Origin of the sequence: Motiliproteus coralliicola (assembly GCF_003345655.1) — a bacterium.
GTDB classification, from domain to species: domain Bacteria; phylum Pseudomonadota; class Gammaproteobacteria; order Pseudomonadales; family Balneatricaceae; genus Motiliproteus; species Motiliproteus coralliicola.
On sequence record NZ_QQOH01000006.1, the window covers coordinates 205,460 to 230,645 of the forward strand.

Genomic DNA, 25,186 nt, shown 5'->3' on the forward strand with positions numbered 1-25,186 from the left:
ATCTATTGCGGGGCGTGGGGCCGATCCAGGTGTCCGAGACCGGCGTCAGCCAGCATCTTTTCCAGCGCCTGACGAACCGATTCGGGCTCATCAAACGAGAGCGCCGTATCCAGGAACAGCTTGGCCTGTTCGCTACTGACTCCCCGGATGGCCGATTTCACCTTCGGCAGGCTGGTTGAACTCATCGACAGCACATCATAGCCCATCGCCATCAACAGCAGCGCACCGATCGGCTCTCCGGCCAGCTCACCACAGATACTGACCTGAACCTGCTCGCGATGAGCCTCGTCGACTATCTGCTTCAAGGCTGTCAGAACCGCCGGATGATAGCTGTCGTACAGATCCGCGACCCGCGGGTTATTGCGATCCACCGCCAGCAGGTACTGGGTCAGGTCGTTACTGCCGACCGACAGGAAGTCGACCCGTTTGGCGAAATGCCGGACCTGGTAGACCGCCGCCGGCACCTCCACCATCACCCCGATTTCGGGTTGAATCAGCTGGTAACCATCGTCCACCAGCTCCGCAAACGCCTGGTTGATCAGCGCCACCGCTTCATCCACCTCGACCACACTGGCCACCATCGGCAGTAGAATCCGCAGGTTATCCAACCCCTCGCTAGCCAGCAGCATCGCCCGCACCTGCACCAGGAAGATCTCCGGGTGATCCAGGGTGACCCGGATGCCGCGCCAACCCAGCGACGGATTGTCCTCATCGATGGGGAAGTAGGACAGCGATTTATCGCCGCCGATATCCAGCGTGCGCATGGTCACCGGACTCGGCGCGAAAGGCTCCAACTGACGCCGGTAACTTTCGATCTGCTCCGCTTCGCTGGGGAAGAATTCCTTGATCATGAACGGCACTTCGGAGCGATACAGCCCCACGCCCTCGGCACCGCGCTGCAGTGCCAACGACACATCGGTAATCAGCCCGGTATTAACCCACAGCGGTACTCGATGGCCGTCCTGAGTCTGGGCCGGCAGGTCGCGCAACTGCTCCAGCCCGCGGCTGAGCTCCTGCTCCTCCTGCATGATATCGGCGTAGTAACCGGTCAGCTCATCGGAGGGATCGACGAAAACCCGGCCAGAGTAACCGTCGATAATAATTTCGCGCTTATGCACCCGGGTCGCCGGCAGATCGACCGCCCCCATCACCGTGGGGATCCCCATCGAGCGGGCCAGAATCGCCGCGTGGGAGTTACCCGAGCCGTTGACCGACACCAGGCCAACCAGCTTGTCGGTCGGCACCTCGCCGAGCATTGCCGGGGTCACCTCTTCAGCCACCAGCACCATATTGTCGGGATAGATCGGGCAACTGGTAGCCCCACCCTCCTGCAGGCAGGCCAGCACCCGGCGACCGAGATCGCGAATATCGGTGGCTCGCTCGCGCAGGTAGGCGTCATCCATCATCTCAAACTGATGCACATGCTCATGCACCACCCGGCGCAGCGCACCCGGAGCCCACTGACCCTGCTTGATCTGATGCTCGATCTCACCGGCCAGGGCGTTGTCATCCAGCATGCGCAGATAAACATCGAACAGCGCCTGCTCCTCGCCTTTGAGCCGTCGTGCCAGCGAGCGTCCAACCACCTTGATATCATGACGGACCCGGGTCAGGGCGCTACGGAATCGCTCCAGCTCGGCATCGATATCTTCGATCCGCTGATCCGGTACCGCATCCAGGTCCGCGGGCGGCGACACCACCATCGCCACACCCAGGCCAACCCCCTGAGCACCGGAGACCCCATCGAAGCGGGCATCCTTACGAATCCCTTCGCCGCCATGGTTAACCGAGATCGCCCCGGTCACCTCGGCATGGGCGATGACCCCGGCCAGCTGGGCCGACATGGTAATCAGAAACGCCTCTTCGCTCTCATCGAAGCGGCGCTGTTTTTTCTGCTGCACCACCAATACGCCAAGCACCTTGCGCTGATGGATAATGGGCGCCCCCAGGAACGAGTGGAAGTTCTCTTCCCCCGAACCGGTCATATAGCGGTAGGAGGGGTGGTCGGCGACATTTTCCAGATTGATCGGCTCGGCCCGTGACGCTACCTTGCCGACAACCCCTTCGGCCGGCGCCAGACGAATGTTACCCACCGCTTCCTGATTGAGGCCTTCGGTGGCCATCAGCACGTATTCCTGGGAAGCGGGATCGAGCAGGTAGACCGAGCAGACCTGGGTGCGCATCGAGCGCTGAACCCGCTTGACGATCAATTTCAGCGCCGCTTCCAGATCATCGGCGGCGTTGACTTCCTGAACGATTTTGCGCAACACATCCAACATCGACGGTCACCTATTTGAGCGGGAAGAACGTCGCGAGCGCGATGAGGAGCGCTTGTTGCGGCGTGTTTGGGGAGTAAAGGTGTCGGGTTGACGGACCAACCGGACATGGCGGTCCACCAGCTCCTTGAGCGCGCTACGGTAGACCTCCCGTTTGAACGAGATGACCTGCCCTAGCGGGTACCAGTAGCTGACCCAGCGCCAACCATCGAATTCGGGTTTTCCGGAGTGTTCAAAGCTGACCGCCGAATCATCGGCCGTCAAACGCAGCAAGAACCATTTCTGCTTCTGACCGATGCACAGGGGTTTGGAGTGGTAGCGGATCATCCGTTTGGGCAACCGATAACGTAGCCAGCCGCGGGTGCAGCCCACGATCTGGACATCCTTGGGGTTCAACCCCACCTCCTCCTTGAGCTCCCGATACATGGCCTGTTCCGGGTTCTCGTTGTCGTTGATCCCCCCTTGGGGAAACTGCCAGGCATCCTGACCAATCCGGCGGGCCCAGAGAACCTGGCCGGTATCGTTTGCAAGGATTATCCCAACATTGGGACGAAAGCCGTCTGAGTCGATCACACAACACCATTTTTCTAGTTATCGTAGGCAATCCGTGTCCGGTCGCTGCGGGTGTTTTCACAGATTCCTCAGGGTGCAGAATACCCCGGAAGATAAATAACAACCCTCAGCTATTGTTCCACACTTCAGCGAGATCACCAATTGATAACTGGTTTGACCACTTGGTGATGGGCGATCATTGTCAGTCAGCCCCGGAATCTCTATGCTTGGACCCCTTTGATAACCCCTCGACCTGAAAGCTGACGGAGACGACTGTGGCACTGGCGATTTTTGATCTGGACAACACCCTTATTGCCGGCGACAGCGACCATGCTTGGGGCGAATTTCTGGTGGAGCAGGGGCTGGTGGATTCCCAGTTCTATAAAGAAGCCAACGACCGCTTTTATCAGGATTACCTGCGTGGTCAGCTGGACATCTATGCCTACCAGGCCTTTGCACTGGAGCCGCTGACCCGCTGGAGCGCGGAACGTCTGAAACAGCTGCACGATCAGTTTATGCAGCAGAAAATCGCACCGATCATGCTGGATCAAGCCAAGGCACTGCTGCAGCAACACCGCGATGCCGGCGACTTCCTGCTGATCATTACCGCCACCAACCGCTTCGTCACCGGCCCGATTGCAGAACTGCTCGACGTCGACGACATGCTGGCCACCGAACCTGAGGTAATCGACGGCCGCTACACCGGCGAACTGGTCGGCACCCCCTGCTTCCAGGACGGCAAGGTCGAACGCTTGAATCAATGGCTGGCCGAGCGGGATCACGATCTGACCGACAGCTACTTCTATTCCGATTCGCGCAACGACATCCCCTTGCTGGAGCTGGTTGACCATCCGGTGGCGGTCGATGCCGACGAGGCGCTGACAGAACACGCCAAAACCAAAGGCTGGCAGCGGATCAGCCTACGCGACTAACCTGCCACGATTTCAGCTAGGCCTCAGGGGCAGGGGATCGGATAGCGGGCGTGAATCGCTTCGATCGCCTTGAGCTGCTCTTCGCTCAGCCGTAGATCGATACTGTCGATATTGCTACGCAGCTGCTCCATCGTGGTGGCACCGATAATGGTGCTACCGACAAACGGCCGACTGTTGACGAAAGCCAGGGCCATCTGACTGGGAGACTGACCGTACTCCCGTGCCAACTCGACATAGGCCCGGGTCGCTTCAACGCCCCGTTCGGTGACATAGCGCCGGTAATTGGGATACAGCTTCAGCCTCGATCCCTCCGGCAAACCACCGTCCAGGTATTTGCCGCTCAGCACCCCAAACCCCAACGGCGAATAGGGCAGCAGGTCGATCTGTTCGCGCTGCAGCACTTCGGCCAGGCCGACTTCGGCGCTTCGATTCAGCAGGTTGTAAGGGTTCTGCACCGACACCACCATCGGCAGCCCTTCGGAGCGCGCCAGCTCCTGCAGACGCATCACCCCCCAGGGGGTTTCATTGGAGACGCCGATCTGCCGCACCAGGCCTTCCTCGACCAGCTCAGCCAGTGCCTGCAGCGATTCCAGCAGCGGCGCACCGTCCTTTTCCGGCTGATGGGTATAGCCCAGCTGTCCGAAGAAGTTGGTGGCCCGGTCCGGCCAGTGCAACTGGTACAGATCCAGGTAGTCGACACCTAGCCGCTCCAGACTCCCCTGAATTGCCTGCCGGATATGATTCCGATTCAGGCTCAGGTTGGGACGGATATAGCGGACAAATTCGCCAGGGCCGGAAACCTTAGACGCCAGTACGCAACGATCCCGATTGCCGCGAGCCCTCAGCCAACGACCGATCATCCGCTCGGTATCGCCCTGGGTTGCTGCCTTCGGAGGGATCGGATACAGCTCGGCGGTATCGAAAAAATTGACCCCGCGATCCAGTGCCAGATCCAGTTGTTCGAAGGCTTCCGCTTCGCTGTTCTGCTCGCCCCATGTCATGGTACCCAGGCAGATCCGACTGACCTTCAGATCACTCCGACCCAACGTCTGGTATTGCATCGCCTCTCCTCCGTCACTGCGGTATTAAACCCAACCGTTGACCGGCAGGTTTAGAAACTGGGCAGAATCCTGACAAACATCGACTTCAGGTAATCGGTCTCCGGGATCGCCGGATGGACCGGATGATCGGCCCCCTGATGCCCCTGTTCGATGATCTGCGCCTGGCGATCGACCTGACGGCTGGAGGCGCGAATGATCTCCACCAACCGGTCGCGCTGCAAGTGCATCGAGCAGGAAGCCGATACCAGCAGACCATCCCGGGCCAACAGGCTGATCGCCAACTGATTGATGCGCTGGTAGGCCTGCTCGCCGTTACGAACATCCTTACGCTTTTGAATAAAGGCCGGCGGATCGACCACAATTACATCGAATTTCTCCGCCTCGGCCTTAAGCTGCTTGAGGCCGTCGAAGGCATCACCCTGCAGCGTTTGAACCTGGTCGGCAACGCCATTGAGTTGGGCGTTATGCTCGACCACGTCCAACGCGCTAGCGGAGGCATCCAGACAAAGTACCTCCGAGGCACCAGCCGCAGCCGCCTGCACCCCCCAACCGCCGATATAGCTGAATACGTCCAGCACCCGCTTGCCGGCGACATGCTGCTGAAGCCGGGCCCGGTTCATCCGGTGATCGTAGAACCAGCCGGTCTTCTGGCCGGTCAGTACCGGGGCGGCAAAGTTAACCCCGTTCTCCACCAGCGGCGCCAGCTCCGGCACCTCGCCCAGCGCGGTCTCGACATAACTATCCAGCCCTTCCATTGCGCGCATCTTGCCGTCGTTTCGGAACAGAATCGCGCTCGGCTTGAGCACCTGCTGCAACGCTTCGACCAACTCCGCCTTCAAACGCTCCATCCCGGCGCTGGAGATCTGCACCACCAAGAGGTCATAGAATCGATCCACCACCAGTCCCGGCAAGCCGTCACTGTCGCCATAGACCAGTCGATAGCAATCCTGCTCGAAACAGCGCTGGCGTAGTGACAGGGCTATTTTGAGCCGATGTACCAGCAACGAGCGATCCAGCAACTGAGCCGAATCCCGGCTGACCATGCGGCCACAGATCAGGTTGTTGGGATTCAGATAGGCGACCCCTAAGGGTTTGCCGCCGGCCTGCTCGACCACCACCTGCTCACCCACTTCGAACTGCTTCAGCGGCGTCGCCTTGGTATCGACTTCATTGCTGTAGATCCACAGGTGACCGCCACGTAAACGGCGATCGGCTTTGGCTTTTAAACGCAAGACTTGTAGCGGGGTCGACTGTTGCAAGGTCAGGTACTCTCAATGAACGTTCAGAATTAACGGGATGGGGTTTCAACCCCGGAAGGCGATCTCACCGCTCGGAAAAAGGCACGGTGCGATGGGAAAATAGCGCATAAAAGAAAGCCCTGCCGAAATCTCAGCAGGGCCATTTCGATATCCGGATCGCCTTAGCTGCCCGGATCTTGAATCGGATTAAGACTCCGATTCGCACAGCTCGCCATAGGCTTCGGCGTCCAGCAGACCTTCCAGCTCGCTGGCATCGGTGGGACGGACCCGGAAGAACCAGCCGTCTCCGTAGCTGTCGGAGTTGACCAGCTCGGGGGAATCTTCCAGCTCGGCGTTAACCGCTACCACTTCCAGACCGATCGGCGCATAGATATCGGAAGCCGCCTTCACAGACTCCACCACACCCATATCGTCACCCGAAGCAAAGCTCTCGCCGACTTCCGGAAGTTCAACAAAAACCACATCGCCCAACAGCTCCTGGGCATGGTCGGTAATCCCGATCGTTACGGTGCCATCGCCTTCATCACGAATCCATTCATGGCTGGATACATACTTCAGCTCAGCAGGGATGTTACTCATGGGGTCGTCCTCTCAACGAAAAAATTTCGAGCCCGGATCCACCGGGAAGTCCAAAACCGTATTCTAGCCCGGTTTTTTCACCAAGGGGCCAGAAATTTCACCATTTTAGCCGGTGATCACAACGTTAACCTGATGTTCTAGCCCAGACCGGTCTGCTCCAAAGGGCGCTGCGCCAGCTGGGGCAGATCGCCTTCCAGCCCCAGCGCATGACGTACCAGCAACCGTTTGAGCGGGCCGGTCGCCGCGACCTGTTTCATGCCCACATTGCGCAACCAGTGCACCACCGGCGGCACCTCCCCGTAGAGATGTCGAAATGCCGCCATGGTTGCCATCATCTGCAGGTTCTCACCCTGGCGACGGCGCTGATAACGGCGTAGCCGCTGCAGCTCACCCAACGGCAGTCCCAGCTCGCTGGAAGCCAACAGCTCTTCGGCCAGTGTAGCCGCATCCAACAACCCTAGATTGACACCCTGCCCGGCCAACGGATGGATCGTATGGGCCGCATCCCCCACCAAAGCCAGTGACGGTGCCACATAGTCCTTGGCATGACGCTGGGTCAGCGGAAACTTGAAGCGTGGATCGACCTCGGTGATCCGCCCCAATCGAAACTCGAACGCCTGCCCCAAGGCTTCGCTGAAGGCGGCATCATCCATCGCCATCAGTTCATCGGCATGATTGGGCGAAGTCGACCAGACGATCGACAACTGATGGCCGTTACCGGCCAACGGCAATAGCGCCAGCGGGCCATCCTCGGTAAAGCGCTGCCAGGCCGTCTGCTGATGCGGCTGCTCGGTGGTGATGGTGGTGACGATCGCGTGGTGTTGATAATCCCACTCACTCAGCGGCATCCCGGCCAGATGACGGGTGGCTGAGCGGGCGCCGTCAGCAGCGACCACCAAACGAGCCTTGAGCCGACTGCCGTCATCGAGGGTCAATATCCGCCAGCTCTCGAGACCATCGGTGTCAGGCTCGGACAGGGTGGCGATAGTACGGCCGCCGAGCCATTCGATATTGTCATGCTGTTCCAGTGCCTGCTGCAGTCCCGCCAGGGTGACCCGGTTCTCGACCAGGTGCCCCAAATGGGCTTGATGCTGTTCCGCCGCAGAGAAGCCGATTTCCGCGGTGCCTTCACCGTCCCAGACCCGCATCCGCTGGTAAGGCTCAACCCGCAACTGCGCCATGGTTGGCCAGGCATCGAGGGAACGCAGAATCTGCTCCGAGGCCAGGCTCAACGCACTGACCCGGGGATCGAATCCCTTCTCCGCCTCCGCTTTTACCCGGGCAAGTCGCCCAGCCGCGTCGGTCTGCATCGGATCGATCACGACCACCGACAGTGCACTGGATCCCAGACCGCAGGCCAGGGCCTGGCCCACCATCCCGCCACCGACGATGGCAACGTCGACCTCTCGCTCTAACCCGGTTACGGGTGCGACGTCATTTTCGCTCATGCTAACTCCTCAGCTACCTGACTCCGGCAAGAACTGCCCAATTCCGGCAAGGCCACATCCAACCCCATCGCACTATCGGCAAAGGCATGCTTGAGCGGCGATGCCAGCTCCATTCCCAACAATCCGACATTACGGGCCATCACCAGCAACGACTGATCGTTGGAGAACAGCATGGTGGCACGATCGCTGAAACCGATGGTCTTGTACTGATCCCAACCCAGTTGATCATGGAACCGATTCAACGTTTCCAAGCCGCCCAACGGGCGCCCCTGCCGCTGGGCCGCCAGTAGTTCCTGAGCCAACACCATCGCGCCACGCAGGGCCAGGTTGAAACCCTGGCCGGCGATCGGGTGCAGCGTATGGGCCGCATTACCCAGAACCACCACCCCACGACGGACCTGCTCGCGGGTTCGCATCAGTTTCAGCGGATAGCTGTGGCGCTCTCCGACCCGGGTAATCCGACCGGCACGGTAGCCAAACTGTCGATGCAGCTGGCGTAGAAAGGCATCGTCATCGATGGCCAGAAGCTCGTCGGCCTGCTCCAGCGGAACACTCCAGACCAGCGCAGCCCGAGGCTTACCTTCGCCATCATCTTGCAACGGCAACAGCGCCATCGGTCCTTGATCGGTAAAACGTTCGTAGGCGATAGCCTCGTGAGGACGGTCCAACGTCAGGTTGGCGATCAAGGCGCACTGCTCATAGGGCGTCTCAGTACTGTCAATATGCAGCTGCTCCCGCAGCCCCGAACGACCGCCATCACAGATTACCAACAGACTCGCCTCAATCCCCCGAACTTCACCGTCGTGTTCGTATTCGATAAGACTGCCCTGGGCGGTCGGGCGCGCGGCCACGACTTCGGCCGGGCAGCGGAACTCAATCCCAGAATCAGGCTGCTGCAACGGCTGCATCAGCACCCGTCCAAGGCTGCGGTTTTCCACCACATAACCCAGTGCCGATACGTTCTCCTTGTCGGCATCCAAGCGTACCGCGCCGAAATGGCCCTTGTCGGAGACCCGGATATGGCGAATCGGGCAGGCGCTGGGCGCCAATGACGACCAGACGCCGAGACGTTCGAACAGATGCCGGGTACCCAACGACAATGCGGTCGAACGGGCGTCGTAGCTCGGCTGCAAAGGCTGATCGCTCTGCTGCGGCATCTCAAACGCTTCAAACACCACAATTTTCAGCGGCGACTCGGCTGACTTTTGCCCCGCCTGTTGGCCCTTGGCCAGCGCCAGCGCCAGCGCCGCACCGACCATACCACCACCAACAATGGCGATATCACAGTTTTCCATCACTTAGTCCTCGGCCGTTGACTGCATCAACTGTTCAATGGCGTCGATCGATTTAGGTACCGACTCGGTCAGTACCTCGTGCCCCTGGTCGGTCACCAGCACATCATCCTCAATCCGGATCCCGATACCCCGCCAACGCGGCTCAACCGTCTCGTTATCCGGCGCAATATAAAGTCCGGGTTCGATGGTCAGCACCATACCCGCCTCCAGCGGGCGCGACTCACCCTGCTGCTTGTATTCACCGACATCATGGACATCCAGCCCCAGCCAGTGGCTGGTGCGATGCATGTAAAAAGGCTTGTAGGCTTCCTGCTCGATCAACTCGTCGGTCTCGCCCTGCAGCAGCCCCAGTTCAACCAAGCCTTCGACCAACACATTCAGGCTCGCCTGATGGGGATCGTCAAATTCAGCACCGGGCTTGACCACCGAGATGGCGACCTCCTGGGCATCCAGCACCAACTGGTAAATGGCTTTTTGATCGGCGCTGAAACGGCCGTTAATCGGGAAGGTGCGGGTGATATCCCCGGCGTAACCCTCGACTTCGGCACCGGCGTCGATCAGCACCAGGTCTCCGTCCCGCAGGATGTCGCTGTTCTGGGTGTAGTGCAGGACACAACCGTTGGCGCCGCCGCCGACAATGCTGGCATAGGCCGGGAAGCGACAGCCGTGGCGACCGAACTCATGCTGAATCTCGGCTTCGAGGCGATACTCTCCCCAACCGGGACGACATTTCTGCATCGCCCGCCGATGGGCCGCGGCGCTGATCTTTCCGGCAGCTCGCATCAACTGCTGCTCGGCCGGACTTTTGATCAAACGTAGCTCGTGTAACAACGGATCCAGGTCGCCACGCTGCTGCGGTACCTGCTCGGCACTGCGCAGGCGCTGTTGAAGATTTTGGCACCACCCCTGGAGCTGTGCCGACAGCTCGGTATCACGGAAGCTGAAATAGAGTTTCTCGATCCCCTGCAATTGCGGCGGCATCAATTTATCCAGCTGTTCCAGCGTGTAGCCCTTATCAAAGCCAAATCGGGATTCGACCCCCTCGGCGCCGACCCGGTAGCCGGTCCAGACCTCCTGCTCAGGATCGCGGGGCTGTACAAACATCAATGATCGCAGCGCCCCCTGCCCATCCTTGATCAACAGCATCAGCGCCTCAGGCTCTGGAAAACCGCTCAAGTAATGGAAGTCGCTATGCTGGCGGAAGGGATACTCGGCATCGCGATTACGAACCTTCAGGCTCGCCGCTCGCAGCAGCACCGCAGACCTTGCCGGCAACAGCGCCAGCAGCCGCTCCCTTCGCTGTTGATGCTCAGAGATGTCGATGGGTTCAAAATCGATCGTTGGCTCGATCGAGGCTGGGATGGATTGACTCATTGATCCGAACTCCGCTCAATGCAATGGCGTATCGGGCGGCAGCTGGGCACCCCCTTCAGTGACCACGCGCTGATTACACTCGGAGAACACCAGTAAAGCCACCATCCGCACGTACTCGAAGATCTCGATAAAGTCCGCTTCACTCTCCTCTTCAGCGCCTTCATCCACCGCGATCTGGGCAATCTGTGACAGATCCCGAATACCGTCGCGAGCATCTTCGCTCAACTGTTCAGCCGGCTTGCCCTTGCCCAGCGCGTAGCCGCAAAGAAAACCGTGACACCAGAGCCCCAGCTCTTCGGCCCGCTGCGCCAGCTCCACCTCTTCGTCGGGAATCAGCGGTTGCAGATCAAAACCGCCCTCTTCCAGCTGCGCCAGTGTTACCTGATAGAGGGTCGACAGTCCGGCTCGCAGAGCGGCGCTGAGCTCCTCTTCGATGCCCAGTTGGCTCGCGGCACTCTGGAACCAGGAGTCCAGCGTCAGACGGTTACCCGCCGACAGCAGGCCACAAAGATAGCCGTGCAACTCAGCCGGCGAATGCAATGCGGCATGCTGTAAAAACAACTCGGCCAGCTGATCAAAGTTACTGATATCGGAAGACGCTTGCTCTGCCACGGCGGAAAAACCTCTGAACAGGTCCGGATAGGAAATTGCCCAACCCAGACGGGAGAAAAAGAAACAACAAATCCTACCATTTGCAGGGGGTTGGAACCACGATGTCTCGCATCAGCCAAGTCAAACGCCCCGTCACGGTTGCTGAAGCTAAAAACCACCCAGAATACGGATATACAACCCTTCGGCGATGGCCAGATGATTGACCCCCGCCCCGCCCCAACCTACTATTCTGGGCTAAGTCCAAACGAGTGAGCGGTATGCTGGAACCCACCCCATCTGATCTGTCGAGCCAGGTGCAATCCCTGTTGGATTACTGCGCCCAACTGGAGCGCCAAAACAGACAGCTGCGGGAGCGCCAGCAGAGCCTGTTGCAGGAGCGGAATCGGCTACGGATCGTCCGCGATGAAACCCAGAAACAGGTGGAGGCGATGATTGACCGTCTCCGGGCAATGGAGCGGTAAGGACGATGAGCGACGCTAATAAAGTTCAGATTCAGATCCAGGGAAAAGAGTTCCTGATCAGTTGCCCGACGGAAGCCCAACCGGAACTGCTGGCATCAGCGCAGCTTTTGAATCAACGCATGGACGAGATCAAGCAGAGCGGCAAGGTCTACGGACTGGATCGAATCTCGGTCATGGCGGCCTTGAATCTAACCCACGAATTGCTGCAGACCCAGCGCGAACTGGAAGCCTTGAAACAGCAGCAACAGCACCTCAGCGATCAGATCGCCAAAGCGATGGCCGGTAAAAACGACACCGACAAAGCCCCGGCCTGAAGTCCCTCAGCATTAGCCGGAGGCGGATTGCCAACCACAAACTCGCCCCAAGATTCAAGACCTGACATTGCGATGCCACGGCGTATAATAGCCCTGCTCCCTTCGGTGTTTGGCAGTCGGTATAGTCCCTCGAGCCGATAATCACATTTCCGGAGGTTCTCAGTTACCATTGATGTGCATGTCCGCAAGACGGGAAGCCTAATATGGTTCGGGAACCGCCACCTTGAACCTTCGGGTTCAGGGCCGACATCGACACCGGCACTGCGGGGAGCCTCTTTTTCTACTTCGGCGTTCGCCTCCCTCTACCCAGCACCTAGAGATCCGATGAATCGCGCCCAACTGAGAAAACATCTACGCCAGCAGCGACGGGCCCTTAGCCCGGCTCAGCAACGTCGTGCCGCGGCCGACCTTGCCCGCTGTCTGAAAACTAACCCCCAGTTCGTCCGCGCCCGCCGAATCGGATTTTACCTACCCAGTGACGGTGAGATCTCCCCGTTACCATTGATCGAAATGGCCTTGAAGATGGGGAAACGCTGTTTCCTGCCGGTACTACATCCGGTCTACCATAACCGACTCTGGTTCGCCCGCTATCGCCCCAACGCAAGCTTACGAAAGAATATCTACGGCATCTCGGAGCCGGATATTCGACTCGAGCCCCGCGTCCAACCCTGGGCGCTGGATCTGGTACTCCTTCCGCTAGTGGGTTTTGATCCCCATGGGGGCCGTCTCGGGATGGGCGGGGGTTATTACGATCGCAGCTTTGCCTTTACCCGCCGACCCAGAGCAGACCAACGCCCTGCCCGGCAATCGCCGAAACTGATAGGCCTGGCCCACGAACTGCAGAAGCAGCCAAAACTGGAAATGGCAGATTGGGATATTCCACTGGCAGCGGTGGCTACCGAGCGTCGGGTTTATTGGAGCGGAAACAGCACCGCCGGATGATCCCGGAGGATGAGAAGTAAGACTTGGCCTGGCGTTAGCGGTTGATTGCAGCCACTGCCAGGTCGGTATTGCTGACGCCGGTAATTACGAAACCGACGACAAAAACCAATACCAGTACCAAGACGAGATCAGGACCCTTTTTCATATTGTCGCTTTTTCTTCCAACGGACTGCGCGAAAATAAAGTCGGCAAGAATCGCACAATTTAACAAAAATGCAACACTTGATATTAATTAATTCCTGCTTGGTTTTTCGGCCGCGCTACGCAAATATTTAGGCACGACCAATTCCAATCTAGTGAATGGACGTCAACGGCCTAAATAAGTTCAATCGGATAGAAAAATAATTCCCCTGATTAGGGAATCTGATGCTTTGGCCGAGTCCTAAACTGAAATAGCTTAAATCAAAAAAACTCGGCTAGTGTCTGAATAAATTGCTCAAGGTTGCTTATAACGATAGGCCTCTGTTTCTATCAGCGAAGACAGAACATTGAATATCACACAGCCAGAATTAATTGGACTCTGAATCGGGTAAACCTTGCTTGCCACTGTCGGCCAAGGCCTTTTCGGTCCATTTTCGTTGAATCAGCCCCCCCAGTACGTAAGAGACGGTATCAAGGAAATCGATCTCTTCATCACCCGGCTGATGGCCTTCACTTAAATACAGAATCAACACTCCCAACAACCGTTCTTCATAACGGATCGGCACTGCATAATGGCCGTGGGCGGATAGGCGGCAGTGTTGATCGGGCTGTTGGGACGACACCGCTTCGGTATGGATCAGCTGACGATTCTGGGCCACTCGACCGCAGATACACTGGCCAAAAGCTACCTGGTCGCAGCGGGTCAGCTGATGCGGGTCGAGCCCCTGGGAGACATACAGCCTCAGCTGCTGACGCTCGTCATCGGCAAGGAAGATCGCGCCCTTAGACTCGGCTTGGAGCCAACGCTGCTGACAGACCAGCGCGAGCGCTCGCTCCAACGCCTGCTTTAGCGGTTTAGGCTCCAGCGTGGTTCGCAGCAACTCATTCAACAGGCGTTGCGAATTCACCGAGCGCTCCAACTCTCGCTCGATTTTTTTCCTTGCCCGGATCTCCCGCTCCCGCTCCAATACCCGGTTTTCCAACTCACGGGCGTGTTCGCGCTGAATCCGGTCACGTTCCTCGAAGTAGGAGATTCGTTCCAGCAGCTCATCCGGGGTCAAGCGCAGGTTGGCCAGGATACCGGCATATACGTGGCTGACCTGCTCATGCTCCACCTTGGAGTAACTCAGATGTTTCTTCATCGCCTTATGGGCAGCGGCCGTACCGATACTACCGGCGAGCACTCGCTCCAGCTCACGATGGAAGCGCAACAGTTCACCCGCCGAGAGAAAATCTTTCTCGATCACCCCCATCCCTTCGCTGATCTGGCGGATCTTGCTGCGGGCAATTTTCTCGCTGAAGTACTGCTCCAGCAGCACCCGAGCTTCCCCAAGTTTCTCGTCTTTGGCGATCTGACCCGCCTCATCCGGTCCCTGCTCGACACCTTCGGCCGAATAGCGGAACGCATGAACATAGGAGCTGGCCAACTCCAGCTCCGATTCTTTCTGCGGCAGTAACACCGACCCCAGCAGGTAGGCGGCGGTATTGAAGAACAGCGACCAGAACGAGGCGTGGGTCACCGAATCGAACCGATCCATGCCGAACAGCGCCTCGGGTTTGAGCCAATAAATCCCCCAGGGACCATCGGTGACCAGACTCAACGGCAACTGGCCAGACTGCGCCAACAGCGGCACCATCAGGGTGTAGAACCAAACCAGAAAGCCCAGTCCCAGCCCCATGGTGGCACCGGCCTTGTTACCCTTGAGCCAGAACAGGCCGCCAAATATGACCGGGACAAACTGCAGCGCAGCCACGAAGCCCAGCATCCCGACATTAGCCAGTGCCCGACCGGTGGTCAGCTCACGGGCAAACAGATAGCTGACCAGAATCACCACCGCAATCGTCAGCCAACGGGCCGGCAGCAGATAACGCCTCAGGCCATGCAACGCCTCGATCCGGTCGATCAGCGGTACCAGCAGATGGTTGGTACTCATGGTCGCCAGGGTTACCGAACTGACGATAATCATCCCGCTCGCCGCGGCCAGGCCGCCCAGAAATACCAACATCGACAAGGCCTGCTGATCGGCCTGCAACGGCAACAGCAACACATAGGAGTCGGACAATTCAACCGGCAGCCCGAGCGCTCGACCGGCGGCCGCCAAGGGCACCACAAAGAGACTGATCAGCAACAGATAGGCGGGCACCAGCCAGATCGCGGTACGGATATGGTTCTCGTTGCTGTTCTCAACCACGGCGGTATGAAACTGACGCGGCAGAAACAGAATCCCGGCCATCGACACAAACAGAACCGTCATCCAGCGGGTATAGGCCGAGGTTTCGCCGCTACCGACCCGGGTCAACTGTTCCCAATCGGCCTGGGGTAAGGACGCATAGAGTCCGTCGAAGCCACCGAACAGGCCGAAGGTGGCGAAGATCCCCACCGCCAGAAAGGCCACCAGTTTGACCACGCACTCGACCGCCAGCGCCGTCATCATGCCCTGGTGGCGCTCGGTCGGATCCAGCCGCCGCGCCCCGAACAACACCGTGAAGGCGATCAGCAGTACGGTAGCCCAGAGCCCCAACCCATCCCAGTCCAGCTGACTGGTGGAGCCGCCGGTAATCACACTGAAGCTGCTGACCACCGCTTTCAGCTGGATCGCGATATAGGGCAGCGTTCCGATCAGCGCAATCAGCGTCACCACCATCGCCACCCCTTGGGAGCGGTCATAACGGGCCGAGATAAAGTCGGCGATACTGGTGATATGCCGCCGCTCCTTGATCCGCACGATCTTTCGCAGCACCACCCACCAGAGCCCGATCGCCAGCGTCGGTCCCAGATAGGTCGGCAGATAGGCCAAGCCCTGTCGAGACGCTAGCCCGACACTGCCGTAGAAGGTCCAGGAGGTGCAGTAAACCGTGATGGACAGGGCGTAGACCCAGGGGCGTTCGGACAGGTATTGGGATATCGACGGACTACGCTCGACCAGTTGGGCAATGGCGAACAGAGTCGCCATATACCCCAAGAAGACCAGGAAGACGGTACCGGCGCTGAACATGATCAGGACCTATCCGGCTTACGGAACAGCACAATATTGAAGAACACGATCAGGGCCCAGAAGCCGAAAAAATAGAGAATACGTCCACCCGGGGATAAGGTCCGCGCCACCTCCATCAGCGGCCAAGCGAACAGCAGCAACCCGCCGACAAAGAGCAGAATGGGAAATTCCGGTTTATTGATCACCGCCTTTCTCCAATGTCCTTTCCAATTCAAAGGCTCACAACGTTGAGACCAGGTCGGCGGAGGCTGGAAAAGCCGGCCGTGACGAAACTCGCATTATCCGGAGCTCCGTTGGAAGCGATTTTCAGGTCCGTCGGCACAAAGCTATTACAACCTGAGAATAGATAAAACCACTAAAAAGTCACGTAGGACATTAGTTTAGCCGGCCATCCCGGGCAAAGATCAGCCCAGCAGCGCCAACAACAACGGCATCGTCAGCATCGCCAACAGCGTCTGCACCGTGATGATCGCCGCCATCAATGGCGCATCGCCGCCCAGCTGCCGAGCCAGAATATAGGCCGCCGGTGAGGTCGGAACCGCGGCAAAGACCAATAGCACCGCGCGGGCCTGATCGGGCAGTTGCAGCAGTACCGCCAGTCCGGCAAACAGCAGCGGGTAGATCAGCAGCTTCAATAGGCAGGCACTCCAGAGCGCACTACCACCGCTCTTGAGAGCCCTTAGCTCCAACCCAAATCCAACCGCCAATAGCCCCAGCGGCAACGCCGCCCGGCTGAGCAGTTCCAATACCGGCACCAGCGGTGCCGGCATCCCCAAGCCACTGAGATTCAGCACCGCTCCCAGCAGACAGGCCAGTATCAGCGGGTTGGTAAACAGCGACCTGAACAAGGCTCCCCAACCGCTACGGCCGTTGCCCAGCAACACAAACAGCACCACGCAGGCGATATTCTTCAGCGGGATCATCAATCCCAGGAACAACGCCCCCCAAAGCAGCCCGGTCTCACCAAACAGCTCCGTCGCAGCAGCCAGGCCCACATAGGTGTTGAAGCGCACCCCGCCTTGAAAAAAGGAACTCGACGCGGCCTGCCCCAGCCCCAACCAGCGACCACACAGCAAGGTGATCAGGATCATCGCCGCCAGCACCAGCAACAGCGCCAGGATCACCGAATCGACCCCGGCCACCGGCAGCTCGGTGGTCGAAATCTTCAAGACCAGCAATGACGGAAACAACAGATAGTAGGTAAAACGTTCGGCCAGCGGCCAGAATTCCAGCGACGGAAAACGCAGCCATCGCAGGCCGACACCGATCACCACCAGAGCAAACACCGGCCCAAGGGCGGCAGTGACGGTCAGCAGTTCGTTCATAGAGCAACTCTTGAAAATGGCGGCGTTGAGAATCCGTGATTGGCCGTTCGCAACGTTGCGATGCAACGTTGCAGTGGGATTCGGCTCGGGCCTACAATGCAAGGGAGATTAAACAAGCTGCTAGGGAGCGTCTATGAAAACTTCTCTGATCCTGACCGCAATCGGCGCCGACAAGCCCGGTCTGGTCGAACTGCTCTCCACCACGCTGGCCGAGCACCGTGCCAACTGGCAACAGAGCAGCATGTCGCGCCTGGCCGGCCAGTTCGCCGGCATCCTGATCGCCAGTGTCGATAACGATAAGGTTGAGTCGCTGCTCAAAGCGCTGGATGGCCTGTCAACCCAGGGGTTGACCGTCAGCGTGGTTACCGAAAGCGGCAGCATCGACGAACCCAAGGGGCAAAGCCTGACCCTGGAACTGATCGGCCACGACAAGCCGGGCATTGTTCGTGATATCTCCCGCGCGCTGGCCAGCCGCAAGGTCAGCGTTGAAGAGCTGGCGACCGAAGTGGTTAGCGGCTCCATGTCGGCCGAGCTGCTGTTCAAAGCCAAGGCCTCGTTGATCGTGCCCCAAGGCGTCGATCTGGACGATCTACAGGATAGTCTCGAGGCGATCGCCTCTGACCTGATGGTCGATATCACCCTCGACTAAACCGGCTTTGCTACCCCAATAAAAAAGGGCCCCTTGGGGCCCTTTTTCGTTTGCCGGATTCGGCTTAACCAGTCTTACGCTTATCGAGCCGCCAGCACCTCTCGGGCACGACCGACAGCGGCGCGGACCTGATCAGGTGCGGTACCACCGATATGATCGCGGGCGGCGACCGAGCCTTCCAGGGTCAACACCTCGAACACATCGGCTTCGATGGTATCGGAGAACTGCTGCAGCTCGGCCAGCTCCATCTCACCCAGGTCCTTGGACTGCTCGATACCGTAGGCGACCGACTTGCCGACGATCTCATGGGCATCGCGGAAGGCAACCCCTTTGCGGACCAGGTAATCGGCCAGATCGGTGGCGGTGGAGAAGCCTCGCAGGGCCGCTTCACGCATATTTTCCTTCTTGCTGGTGATCGCCGGGATCATGTCGGCGTAGGCGCGCAGGCAGCCCTGCAGCGTGTCGATCACGTCAAACAGCGGCTCTTTATCTTCCTGGTTGTCCTTGTTGTAGGCCAGCGGCTGAGACTTCATCAGCGTCAGCAGCGAGATCAGGTGACCGTTGACCCGACCGCTCTTGCCACGCACCAGCTCCGGCACATCCGGATTCTTCTTCTGCGGCATGATCGAGGAACCGGTGCAGAAACGATCCGGCAGGTCGATGAAGTCGAATTGAGCCGAAGTCCAGAGCACCAGCTCTTCGGAGGCCCGCGACAGGTGGGTCATCAACAGGCTGGCGGCAGCGCAGAACTCGATCGCGAAATCCCGATCGCTGACCGAATCCAGCGAGTTCTCGCTGGGACGCTCAAAGCCCAGCAGCTCAGCGGTGTAAGCCCGGTCGATCGGGTAGGTGGTGCCGGCCAGCGCTGCCGCACCCAACGGCATGATATTGACCCGTTTGAGGCAGTCCAGCAGACGGCCGTGATCGCGCTCGAGCATCTCGAACCAGGCCAGCAGGTGATGGCCGAAGGTGACCGGCTGAGCTGTCTGCAGATGGGTAAAGCCCGGCATGATGGTGTCGGCTTCACGCTCGGCCACATCCAGCAGGCCCTGCTGCAGGCGGGTCAGTTCGCCGAGGATCACTTTCATTTCGTCGCGCAGGTAGAGGCGGATATCGGTGGCCACCTGGTCGTTCCGAGAGCGGCCGGTATGCAGCTTCTTACCGGTGATACCGATCTTCTGGGTCAACGCCGCTTCGATGTTCATGTGCACATCTTCCAACGCCACCGACCACTCGAAGTCACCCCGTTCGATCTCGTCCATGACCTCCTGCAGACCACCCAGGATCGCATCACGCTCCTCTTCGGTCAGCACCCCGACCTTGGCCAGCATCTTGGCATGGGCCATCGAACCCTGGATATCCTGACGATACATGCGCTGGTCGAAATCGACCGAGGCGGTAAAACGGGCCACGAAGGCATCGGTGGCTTCGGAGAAACGACCACCCCACTGCTGATTGGTATTGGACATAGTGTTTGCCTGATCCTGCGGTACGGCTCAATCGAGCCATCCATAAGTAAACAAATAATCGGATAAAAAGTGAGCCGCGAAGTATAGCACCGAGAGCGGTTCCAACCCCAGTCCCGCCTCGGCTCGATTCAGGGCCAGAAACCACAGCGGTCCGACTTAACCGAGATCATCGCCACGACCTCAACAATGGGATAATTTGCCGTGGCGGCGCCGGGGTTAAGCTGGCGGCGTAATCTGATAAACTCCGGGCTACTTTATCGCCCGCTGTAAGAGACAAGTCATGACCGACAATCTGATCCGTATCGCCACCCGCAAAAGCCCGCTGGCCCTGTGGCAGGCCGAATTTATCAAAGCCGAACTTCAACAGGCCCACCCCGGACTGGAAGTGGAGCTGGTCGGCATGGTTTCACGGGGAGACAAAATTCTTGATGCACCGCTGGCCAAGGTCGGCGGCAAGGGCCTGTTCGTCAAAGAGCTGGAACAATCCCTACTGGCCAACGAGACCGACATCGCCGTTCACTCGATGAAGGATGTGCCGATGGAGTTCCCGGAAGGTCTGGGACTGGCGATCATCTGCGAACGGGAAAACCCCACCGATGCCTTCGTCAGCAACCGCTACAACAGCCTCGACGAGCTGCCCCAGGGCGCCGTGGTCGGCACCTCCAGCCTGCGCCGCGAAACCCAGATCCGCGAACTGCGTCCGGACCTGGAGATCCGTTTCCTGCGCGGTAACGTCAACACCCGCCTGGCCAAGCTCGACGCCGGCGATTACGACGCCATCATCCTCGCTTCCGCCGGCCTGATCCGACTAGAGATGGCCGACCGGATCAAGAGCCAGATCGACGATACCGTCAGCCTACCCGCCGGTGGCCAGGGAGCCGTCGGCGTTGAGTGCCGTACCGATGACACCCGGGTGCTGGAGCTGCTCAAACCGCTGCATCATCAACCGACCGCCTACCGGGTCGAGGCCGAGCGCGCCATGAACAAGCGCCTGGAAGGCGGCTGCCAGGTTCCGATCGGCTGTTTCGCCACCCTGAACGATGCCGGAGACGAACTCTACCTGCGCGGCCTGGTCGGTCGCCCTGACGGCTCCAAGGTGCTGCGCGCCGAAGTTCGCGGCGGCGTTGAGAACGCCGAGGCGCTTGGCATCCAGCTGGCTGATCAACTGCTGGATATGGGCGCCAAAGAGATCCTGCAGGAAGTCTACGGCAAGTGAGTCAGTCCCGGGGGAGCGCCGGACAAGCCCAGCCTCTGGCCGGGCAACGCATTCTGGTGACCCGGCCGGCCCACCAGGCCGACCCCCTGTGCCGGCGGCTACAGCAACTGGGGGCGGAACCGATCCGCTTCCCGCTGCTGAAGATCGCCGAAACCGACCCCAGCGCCCCCCACTACCCATTGCTAAAACAGCAGTTCTTGGATCTGGATAACTACCAGGCGGTCATTTTCGTCAGCGCCAACGCGGCTCGCCTGGGCTACGACTGGATCGACCAGTACTGGCCCCAGCTGCCGATCCGGATCGACTGGCTGGCGGTCGGCAGTGCTACCGCCGACTGCTTGAGCAAGCTGGGGATTCAACCCAGCAGTGGCGACGGACGCATGGACAGCGAAACCCTGCTGCAATTACCGCAGTTGCAACAGGTCCAAGGGCAGCGAATCCTGATCTGCCGCGGCAGCGGTGGCCGTGAACTGTTGGCAGAGACGCTGCGAGGACGCGGGGCGCAGGTCGATCTGGCTGAACTTTATCGCCGTGAGATACCCGAATATGATGCAACGGAAATCGAAAGTATCATTTATAAATCATCCGCTTCAGCTATGTTAGTAAGCAGTGGCGAAGCACTGAGCAATCTGATCAACCTGACTCAACCCCACGGGGGAGGAGTCGGCCAGCTCGCCGAGACCCCCTTGGTGGTACCCAGCCAACGGGTAGCCGAACTGGCAAAACAGAATAAATTCAACCACATCCGGGTTGCGGCTAACGCCACCGATGACGCCATGATTGATGTACTGATGGATCTCGGAGCAACCCCTGGCAAGATGGAACAGTGAGATGGGAAAACGCTCCATGAATAATAAAGAGCCCAACCAGAAGACCCCGGACGACTCAGATACGACCGAACAGGAACTCAATTCGGCCGATAGTCCTGAGACGCCTGCTGAGGATAAGGCCGAACAAGCTGAAGCGGAGCAGTCGGCAGAAGTGGCTGACGCAGAGGTTCAGGAACCGTCTGACGATAGCGAGCAGAGCACTCCCGAACAGCCTGTAGCTGAAACGGCCAGCCAGGAGCCAGCTAAAGCCGGTATCTCCAAGCTGGCGGTTCTGGCGCTGCTGCTGGTGCTGGTAGCACTGGGTGGCCTGGGTTATGGCTATACCCTGCTGCAGAAGATGCAGATCCAGCAAAGCGAGCAGCTGGCTTCGGTCAAGGAGCAGCTGGGCAGCACCAACGACAACAACCGGAATACCCAACAGCAGAATGGTCAGATTCTGGGCGAACTGAAGCAGCTGCGCGAAGGCAGCAGCGCCCAGCAGCGTAATGTCGACGAACTGCAAAGCCGTCTCTCCAAGGCGATGCAGCAGGTCAGCAAGATGGGCACCGATACCCGCAAAGACTGGCTGCTGGCCGAAGTCGAGTATCTGCTGCGACTGGCCAACCAACGCGTCCTGATGGAGCGCAGCTCCAGCGGCGCCCTGAGCCTGCTCAAGAGCGCGGACCTGATCCTGAAGGAGACCGATGATGTCTCAATCTACCCGATCCGCCAGGCGCTGGCCAAAGACATCGTCGCTCTGGAAGCCGTTCCCAGTCTGGATATCGACGGCATCTACCTGAAGTTGGCCGCCATCAGCACTCAGGTCGGTAACCTGCGTCTACTGCCGATCACCGACAAGCACCAGATTCCCGAGATGCTGAAAGAGATCACCCCGGACAGCGTTTCCGAGAGCTGGAACGACGGCCTGGCCAAATCCTGGGCCAACGCGATGGATCGCTTGGGCAACCTGATCGTCGTTCGCCGCGCCGACGAGCCGGTCAAGCCGCTGCTGTCGCCGGAGCAACACTACTTCCTGACCCAGAACCTGCACCTGATGCTGGAGCAGACCCAACTGGCACTGCTGCAAGGTAAGCAACAGGCCTTCGACGCCGGTCTGGATAAGTCCGGCAACTGGATCAAGACCTACTTCGAGAAGACCGACGCCACCAGCACTGCACTGGTGAAATCTCTGGACGAGATCAAGGGCACCCAGGTCGCACCGAAGATGCCGGACATCTCCGGCTCGCTGAAAACCCTGAAGACCTACCTGGCCGAGCTGCATAAACTCGAAGGAGCGGGCCAATGAAACTGTTGCTGATCTTCGCTCTGATCGTTCTGCTGGCCGGCTCGCTGGTCGGTGAGCTGATCGTCCAGGATCCGGGCTATGTCCTGGTCAGTTTCAAGGGCACCATCATCGAGACCAGCATCTGGGGTCTGGGGCTGATTGTGATCCTGAGCTTCACCGCTTTTTATCTGCTGCTGCAGCTCGCCCAGTACCTGATGACTCGTCGTCGCAGACTCAACGAGTGGCGTAAGAACCACGCCCGCAACAGCGCCGATCGCAAGACCCTCAACGGTCTGAACGCGCTGTCGGCCGGCAACTGGTCCAAGGCCGAACGCCTGCTGAGCCAGGCGGCACCCAACTCCGGTGTCTCGCTGGTTAACTACTTGGCGGCAGCCCAGGCTGCCCACGAGCAGAACCAGCACGACAGCTGCGATGCCCTGCTCGACGAAGCCCGACTGTCAGCACCGAAGGCTGATGTTGCCGTGGGTATCATCCAGAGCCAGATCCAGATCGACCGCGGTCACTGGGAATCGGCGCTGGCAACCCTGACCCGGCTGCGCAGCAAAGCGCCCAAACACTCCTATATCCTCAAGCTGTTGACCCAGACCTATACCGAACTGAATGACTGGGGTTCGATGGTTCAACTGCTGCCCGAGCTACGGAAGCAGAATGTCTACCCGCCCGAGCAGCTACAGCAGCTGGAGCAGAAGATCTATCTGGGCCACCTGACCAAGAGTCTGGAGTCGGTCGGCGACGGTGAAGGCAACGATGCGCGTCAGCGGATGCTGGGCCATGGTTGGAAATCCGTACCCAAGACGCTGCAGAGCGACAACAACCTGATCGAGCGTCAGGTCGAGCTGCTGCTTGAGTGCGATGGTGGTGCCAGCGCCGAGAAGTTCTTGAGCGAGCGCCTGAAGAAGCAGTGGAGCTCCGAATTGGCAGAGCTGTACGGTCGTATCGATGGTGCCGACGTTGCCAAGCAATACCGTCAGGCCCGAGATTGGGCCCAGGCCCATGCCAATGACGCCAGTCTGCAACTGACCCTGGGACGCTTGGCGCTGCGTAATAGCGAGTGGGAGCAGGCCCAGAGCTACTTCCAGAAGAGTCTGGAACTGTCTCCGTCGCAGGAAGCCTACGCTGAGCTGGCGCGGCTGCTGCACAACCGCAGCAACGGCAGCACCGACCCTCAGGTACTGGACCAGTATGTCGACAGCCTGACCGGCTCACTACCGGAGCTGCCGCAGCCTGAAATTCAGCCAGAACCGGCGCCTGCCGAACCGGAAGGCAGCAACGATGAGGCCGCCAAGGCACAAGCCGCCAGCTAATCCGGCACGACCTTGCACCATGAAAAAAGCCGCTGATCTACAGCGGCTTTTTTAGTTGCGAGAGAAAACTGCTCAGCTACGTGGTGCGTAGCTGTAAACGTCTGAGAACATCTGTCCGTCGCCCATTCCACGCTCACGAAAATCATCCTCGACTGCATAGACCATCGCCGGCGAGCCGCAGACGTAGATCAGCGGCTGCTCCAGTGACGGAAAGTCCTCCATCACCGACTCGTGTACCAGTCCGATACGGCCGGACCAGTCGTCACCGGTGGGGTCGGACACTACCGGGTGAAAGTAAAAGTTGGGATGACTCTGCTGCCAACCTTCGATCAGCTCGTGACCGTACAGATGCTCCGCCTCACGCACACCCCAATAAAGATGCAGCGGATTAGGCATCTGCTCGGCCAGGGCATGTTCGATCAGTGCCTTCATCTGAGAAAAACCGGTGCCCGCGCCGATCAAAATAATCGGTTGAGACGGATCTTGCGGCGCCTGGTCCAGGTAGCACTCCCCCTGCGGAAAACGTACCTGAACCTGCGACTGGTTCTTGAACGTATCGATCACCCGGGAGGCCAGACCACCCTCGCCCAGATCCTGAATCTGCAACTCCAGCAACGGCAGCGCGGCGGGAGCCGAAGCCACGGTATAGGGCACAGCCGTCGGTGATGCTTCACCTTCATCCAGCAACAATTCCAAGTACTGGCCAGCCCGATGGACTAGCGGCTGCAGCAACCGAAGTTGGATACGGTAGATACCGTCGGTCAGTTGAGTAACCTCTTCGACCTGACAGTCGCTGATGGAGGCTTGGCTAGTTGCGGCCATAAATTCGTCTCTACTCTCGTTCTAATCTCTAGTGGGTGGTTGTC

23 protein-coding genes and 1 other RNA gene are annotated in these 25,186 nt (G+C 59.1%); 10 read left to right on the plus strand and 14 right to left on the minus strand.

Annotation, left to right across the window (positions count from 1 at the left end; genetic code table 11):
* Window positions 1-2: 2 nt before the first annotated feature.
* Together ptsP and rppH are read right to left on the minus strand one after the other, a co-directional pair.
* Window positions 3-2,279: a phosphoenolpyruvate--protein phosphotransferase gene (gene ptsP, locus DV711_RS18925; protein ID WP_114697295.1), complete on the minus strand. Its 2,277-nt coding sequence runs from the start codon at window positions 2,277-2,279 to the stop codon at window positions 3-5.
* A gap of 6 nt (window positions 2,280-2,285) precedes the next feature.
* Entirely contained in the window at window positions 2,286-2,849 is a 564-nt protein-coding gene (rppH, locus tag DV711_RS18930; RefSeq protein ID WP_114697296.1) for an RNA pyrophosphohydrolase, read from the minus strand.
* A 254-nt stretch (window positions 2,850-3,103) separates the two neighbouring features.
* Here rppH and DV711_RS18935 point away from each other — a divergent pair, with 254 nt between their 5' ends.
* Entirely contained in the window at window positions 3,104-3,760 is a 657-nt protein-coding gene (locus tag DV711_RS18935; RefSeq protein WP_114697297.1) for a histidinol-phosphatase, read from the plus strand.
* A 23-nt stretch (window positions 3,761-3,783) separates the two neighbouring features.
* Here the strand turns inward: DV711_RS18935 and DV711_RS18940 are convergent, their stop codons facing one another.
* From DV711_RS18940 to DV711_RS18970, 7 genes are all read right to left on the minus strand, one after another.
* Window positions 3,784-4,821 carry an NADP(H)-dependent aldo-keto reductase gene (locus DV711_RS18940; RefSeq protein WP_114697298.1) on the minus strand — a complete coding sequence of 346 codons (1,038 nt, stop codon included), beginning with the start codon at window positions 4,819-4,821 and terminating at the stop codon, window positions 3,784-3,786.
* A 50-nt stretch (window positions 4,822-4,871) separates the two neighbouring features.
* Complete coding sequence (locus DV711_RS18945; RefSeq protein WP_243633888.1) at window positions 4,872-6,080, minus strand: class I SAM-dependent rRNA methyltransferase; 1,209 nt, start codon at window positions 6,078-6,080, stop codon at window positions 4,872-4,874.
* Between the two features lie 186 nt (window positions 6,081-6,266).
* Window positions 6,267-6,659, minus strand: a complete 393-nt coding sequence (gene gcvH, locus DV711_RS18950; protein ID WP_114697299.1) for a glycine cleavage system protein GcvH — start codon at window positions 6,657-6,659, stop codon at window positions 6,267-6,269.
* Between the two features lie 137 nt (window positions 6,660-6,796).
* Entirely contained in the window at window positions 6,797-8,107 is a 1,311-nt protein-coding gene (locus DV711_RS18955) for an FAD-dependent monooxygenase (RefSeq protein ID WP_114697300.1), read from the minus strand.
* On the minus strand, window positions 8,104-9,402 hold the full coding sequence (ubiH, locus tag DV711_RS18960; RefSeq protein ID WP_114697301.1) for a 2-octaprenyl-6-methoxyphenyl hydroxylase: 1,299 nt from the start codon (window positions 9,400-9,402) through the stop codon (window positions 8,104-8,106). Before ubiH ends, DV711_RS18955 begins: the two co-directional genes overlap by 4 nt.
* 3 nt (window positions 9,403-9,405) lie before the next feature.
* Complete coding sequence (pepP, locus tag DV711_RS18965; protein ID WP_114697302.1) at window positions 9,406-10,776, minus strand: Xaa-Pro aminopeptidase; 1,371 nt, start codon at window positions 10,774-10,776, stop codon at window positions 9,406-9,408.
* A gap of 15 nt (window positions 10,777-10,791) precedes the next feature.
* Entirely contained in the window at window positions 10,792-11,388 is a 597-nt protein-coding gene (locus DV711_RS18970) for a UPF0149 family protein (protein ID WP_165840172.1), read from the minus strand.
* Window positions 11,389-11,645: 257 nt separating this feature from the next.
* Between DV711_RS18970 and DV711_RS18975 the strand changes: the two genes are divergently transcribed.
* The 4 genes from DV711_RS18975 (at window position 11,646) to DV711_RS18990 (ending at window position 13,105) form a co-directional block, all read left to right on the plus strand.
* A complete protein-coding gene (locus DV711_RS18975) occupies window positions 11,646-11,849 on the plus strand; it encodes a DUF904 domain-containing protein (RefSeq protein ID WP_114697304.1) in 204 nt (67 codons plus the stop codon).
* 5 nt (window positions 11,850-11,854) lie between these two features.
* On the plus strand, window positions 11,855-12,163 hold the full coding sequence (locus DV711_RS18980; RefSeq protein ID WP_114697305.1) for a cell division protein ZapA: 309 nt from the start codon (window positions 11,855-11,857) through the stop codon (window positions 12,161-12,163).
* Between the two features lie 94 nt (window positions 12,164-12,257).
* A non-coding RNA gene (gene ssrS / locus DV711_RS18985) (6S RNA) lies at window positions 12,258-12,437 on the plus strand.
* 50 nt (window positions 12,438-12,487) lie between these two features.
* Window positions 12,488-13,105 (plus strand): 5-formyltetrahydrofolate cyclo-ligase, encoded by a 618-nt coding sequence (locus tag DV711_RS18990; protein WP_114697306.1) that lies wholly within the window; start codon window positions 12,488-12,490, stop codon window positions 13,103-13,105.
* Window positions 13,106-13,614: 509 nt separating this feature from the next.
* On the opposite strand, the gene DV711_RS18995 is transcribed toward DV711_RS18990, so the two are convergent.
* From DV711_RS18995 to DV711_RS19005, 3 genes are all read right to left on the minus strand, one after another.
* Window positions 13,615-16,242: a GAF domain-containing protein gene (locus DV711_RS18995; protein WP_114697307.1), complete on the minus strand. Its 2,628-nt coding sequence runs from the start codon at window positions 16,240-16,242 to the stop codon at window positions 13,615-13,617.
* A gap of 2 nt (window positions 16,243-16,244) precedes the next feature.
* On the minus strand, window positions 16,245-16,427 hold the full coding sequence (locus DV711_RS19000; protein WP_114697308.1) for a hypothetical protein: 183 nt from the start codon (window positions 16,425-16,427) through the stop codon (window positions 16,245-16,247).
* 219 nt (window positions 16,428-16,646) lie between these two features.
* Window positions 16,647-17,567, minus strand: a complete 921-nt coding sequence (locus tag DV711_RS19005; protein ID WP_243633889.1) for an AEC family transporter — start codon at window positions 17,565-17,567, stop codon at window positions 16,647-16,649.
* A gap of 133 nt (window positions 17,568-17,700) precedes the next feature.
* Between DV711_RS19005 and DV711_RS19010 the strand changes: the two genes are divergently transcribed.
* Window positions 17,701-18,216: a glycine cleavage system transcriptional repressor gene (locus DV711_RS19010; protein WP_114697309.1), complete on the plus strand. Its 516-nt coding sequence runs from the start codon at window positions 17,701-17,703 to the stop codon at window positions 18,214-18,216.
* 80 nt (window positions 18,217-18,296) lie between these two features.
* On the opposite strand, the gene argH is transcribed toward DV711_RS19010, so the two are convergent.
* Complete coding sequence (argH, locus tag DV711_RS19015) at window positions 18,297-19,685, minus strand: argininosuccinate lyase (protein ID WP_114697310.1); 1,389 nt, start codon at window positions 19,683-19,685, stop codon at window positions 18,297-18,299.
* Window positions 19,686-19,965: 280 nt separating this feature from the next.
* Here argH and hemC point away from each other — a divergent pair, with 280 nt between their 5' ends.
* The 4 genes from hemC to DV711_RS19035 are packed head-to-tail and all read left to right on the plus strand — an operon-like array spanning window position 19,966 to window position 24,320.
* Entirely contained in the window at window positions 19,966-20,901 is a 936-nt protein-coding gene (gene hemC, locus DV711_RS19020; protein WP_114697311.1) for a hydroxymethylbilane synthase, read from the plus strand.
* Window positions 20,898-21,731 (plus strand): uroporphyrinogen-III synthase, encoded by an 834-nt coding sequence (locus tag DV711_RS19025; RefSeq protein WP_114697312.1) that lies wholly within the window; start codon window positions 20,898-20,900, stop codon window positions 21,729-21,731. The genes hemC and DV711_RS19025 overlap by 4 nt, the downstream gene beginning before the upstream one ends.
* 16 nt (window positions 21,732-21,747) lie before the next feature.
* Complete coding sequence (locus tag DV711_RS19030) at window positions 21,748-23,016, plus strand: uroporphyrinogen-III C-methyltransferase (RefSeq protein WP_114697352.1); 1,269 nt, start codon at window positions 21,748-21,750, stop codon at window positions 23,014-23,016.
* Window positions 23,013-24,320: a heme biosynthesis HemY N-terminal domain-containing protein gene (locus tag DV711_RS19035; RefSeq protein ID WP_114697313.1), complete on the plus strand. Its 1,308-nt coding sequence runs from the start codon at window positions 23,013-23,015 to the stop codon at window positions 24,318-24,320. Before DV711_RS19030 ends, DV711_RS19035 begins: the two co-directional genes overlap by 4 nt.
* A gap of 72 nt (window positions 24,321-24,392) precedes the next feature.
* Here the strand turns inward: DV711_RS19035 and DV711_RS19040 are convergent, their stop codons facing one another.
* Window positions 24,393-25,142 carry an NAD(P)H-flavin reductase gene (locus DV711_RS19040; protein WP_114697314.1) on the minus strand — a complete coding sequence of 250 codons (750 nt, stop codon included), beginning with the start codon at window positions 25,140-25,142 and terminating at the stop codon, window positions 24,393-24,395.
* Window positions 25,143-25,186 lie beyond the last annotated feature (44 nt).